This window comes from uncultured Arcanobacterium sp. (assembly GCF_947253055.1).
GTDB lineage: Bacteria > Actinomycetota > Actinomycetes > Actinomycetales > Actinomycetaceae > Arcanobacterium_A.
Genome location: NZ_CAMXYE010000115.1, coordinates 1 through 2,831, shown reverse-complemented (window position 1 = coordinate 2,831; position 2,831 = coordinate 1). Strand labels below are relative to the sequence as shown.

The 2,831-nt window shown below is 46.1% G+C and carries 3 protein-coding genes; 1 reads left to right on the top strand and 2 read right to left on the bottom strand.

All coding sequences use genetic code 11. From position 1 onward, the window contains the following. Positions 1-392, top strand: a 392-nt coding sequence (locus Q0X35_RS06425; protein ID WP_297566667.1) for an ABC transporter ATP-binding protein, incomplete at its 5' end; no start/stop codon positions are given. Positions 393-517: 125 nt separating this feature from the next. Here the strand turns inward: Q0X35_RS06425 and Q0X35_RS06420 are convergent. Continuing rightward, positions 518-2,296: an LPXTG cell wall anchor domain-containing protein gene (locus tag Q0X35_RS06420; RefSeq protein ID WP_297566665.1), complete on the bottom strand. Its 1,779-nt coding sequence runs from the start codon at positions 2,294-2,296 to the stop codon at positions 518-520. A 212-nt stretch (positions 2,297-2,508) separates the two neighbouring features. Beyond that, positions 2,509-2,831: carbohydrate kinase family protein (locus tag Q0X35_RS06415; protein WP_297566664.1), on the bottom strand; the 323-nt coding region annotated here is incomplete at its 5' end.

Below are 2,831 nucleotides of genomic sequence, written 5' to 3'. Positions count from 1 at the left end.
CAGTCGGTATGGACTATGCCCAAAATCGCTATATAGATACTCTCTCCGGAGGAGAGCGCCAGCGCGTACTTATTGCTCGCTCCCTAGCTCAGCAGTGTAAATGCATACTTTTAGACGAACCTACCAACCATCTTGATATAAAATATCAGCATCAAATTCTGAGCATTATCAAAAAAGTCAGCGATACTGCAGTTATAATTTTGCACGACCTCAACCTGGTAGCTCGCTACTGTGATCAGGCAATTATTCTTAAAGACGGACATCTCTACACCCAAGGCGCGCCGAAAGAAATCCTCACCCCCGAGCTCATTAAAGACGTCTACGGAGTGACTGCACTAGAAGTAGAAGACGGCGGCACTAAACAGTTTATTTTCAAACCACAGGTAGATTAAGGCGTAGATTAGATAGCGGTGAATGGGCCGATATAAAATCTGCTTTTACGCTACATAAGTCAAAGGCTCTGAGGGAATCCCCCAGAGCCTTTGAGTTATTTTACTTGCTGGATTATTTTACTTAACTAGCTACGCCGTCTATTACGTACAACGATTGCAGCTGTTCCAGTTAAGCCAAGCATCGCAGTTAGGATAATTATTTCCATCATTTGAGCACCAGTTTGAGGTAAATTCTTCTTAGCCGAAGCTCCATTACCCGTAGCTGAAGGGTTCACACTAGACGCTTCGTTTGCCATCAAAGAAATCTCGTAAGGATGCACAATATGGAACGAATCTTGGAACTTAGCAGCATCGGTGTAGCCCCCGTTTAATGCGAAGGTATTATATGCCAGTTGCGGATTTTCCAGATTCCACTTTTTAGTATCAGGAAGAACTAAGCCATGCAGTTTAATAACTACTTTTTGCCCGACTTCAATTTTTCCAAGAGGAACAGTAATTTTCCCATCCTTGATCGTTCCTGGGATTTCTTTATCTCCCACCAGTAAAGATACTGCCTTGGCAGTGACGCCTGCAGGCAAGGTCGCAGAAAACTCTCCGTTCGCAGTTGCCGCAAAACCGTCATTTACAATCTCCAAGGAGAAATCAAACGGCTTATTTACAACCTGTTTCGAGGCATCATTGCTAGCCGCATTAGACATGGTGAGATGCGATCCGGTGGTGACAGTTGCACCGGTGAAACCGGTGAGAGCAACCGCGCTCTTGTTTTCGAGACCAGTATGATCTTTAGTTTCGTCTGCTTGCCGGAAAGTGGTGAAAATTCGGGTTACCCCTTCCGGGACCTTCCAAACAAAACCTTGGGTTCCAACTTCTGGCCTATTAGTGGTGCCGTCATAAAGCATTTTCGGACGATCTGTGTTCCAGTCTGGGTAATCAGAAATTTGTTTTCCGGTAGCGTCATAAATTCGCAGCCGCAGCTGGTCAGTGCCGTCCTTATTTCCATTGGATACCCAGGATGGGGTAATAACTATTTCACTTCCAGGAGTAACATCGACTGCCTGTTTAACCCCGGAATTAAATCGAGGATAAACTATACGATCAAAAGAAAATATAAGGTGCGTACCATTCTTCAAATCTGCACGAGCCAACATCGTATGTATGCCGATTTTCCCGGCACTGTAATCTGCAAAGACTTGCTTGGTGTTCTTATCAGCCTCGGGACTATCACATTTTTCCCAAAACGTCTGAGTTTTAAATGGCTGCTTGATTAACTTGCAGTACTCACCGGTGGCAATGGATTTTTTAGCTCCTTCAAAATAGCCTGGGTTAGCCTTAACCCAGGGCTCCCATGCCCGCTCAGCAATCGAGGCCGTGTTCTCGTCTTTCTTAGTTTCTGGTTCAGCATTTTTACGGTATTTTCCGAACCAAAATATATTTTTCTTATTTTCCGGATTAATAATTCCCGATTCCCCGGTGCCGTTGGTAAAGGCTTTCCCTTCCTTGGAAATACTGATGGCACCCATGTTTAAATCCCAGCCAAACTCTTTAGCATTCGTGATCAGAGGCTCATCCACTCCTGGAACCTTCTGCATATCTACAATGCTGTATGGAGTAGCCGTGTTGGGCAGTTTAACAGCTTCATCAAAAGTATTAGTATCGGGTACTCCTTTACGGCTACCATCCCAATTCACATTATCGGGCAGAACCGAGAGGTCTGAATTGACATAATTTTCGGTTTTGTGCAGATTGTTAGCTGCCGGATCTGCGCCGGGTTTTACTGTATTCGTTACGGGAACAGAAGAACCTGCGTTCACGTCGGCTATTGAGGAAGTGGAAATACCTAAGGCCAACAGCAGGCCCATACTTCCCGCAGCAATAAATCTAATTCCGTTTTTCTTGCGCATCATGGTACTCCTTAAATGATATGAACCTAAATTCATAGTATTCGAATCGATGCTTAAACCAAATTATATCTAAGTATGTGCTTAAAATTTCAAATTCGGTATTCTACCGTCATTTAGTCAAGAAAATTGGCGACACGCCGATAGCGCATTTTCCGAATTTTAAAAAATTCACACTGCGCGTACTTGCTAATTTACGCTATCGGCGCATCGGCATTTTACACTATCGGATCGCCGGCAAGCACCCGGTTAATTTCCTCCTTTTGCGGAGCAGTATTTGGCCCCGGCCGGGAAATCATGATTGCCGCCGCCGCATTTCCGCGCCGAACGGCCTCCACCAAATCGTGCCCCTCCGCGAGCGCCGCCATCATTACTCCCACGTGGGTATCACCAGCGCCGTTGGTATCGCGCACTACGGTCGGGAAGGTCGGCACCGCCACCACTTCCCCCGCTCCGGTAACTACCACTGCGGGATCATTGCCAGCCCGCACCACCACGGCAGCGTCTTTCTTGAGCAATTTCTTGATTGCAGCTGCATTAG

Coding starts and splice junctions, on each gene's coding strand:
- Q0X35_RS06420 (WP_297566665.1), bottom strand. CDS start 2,296: ATGATGCGCAAGAAAAACGGAATTAGATTTATTGCTGCGGGAAGTATG.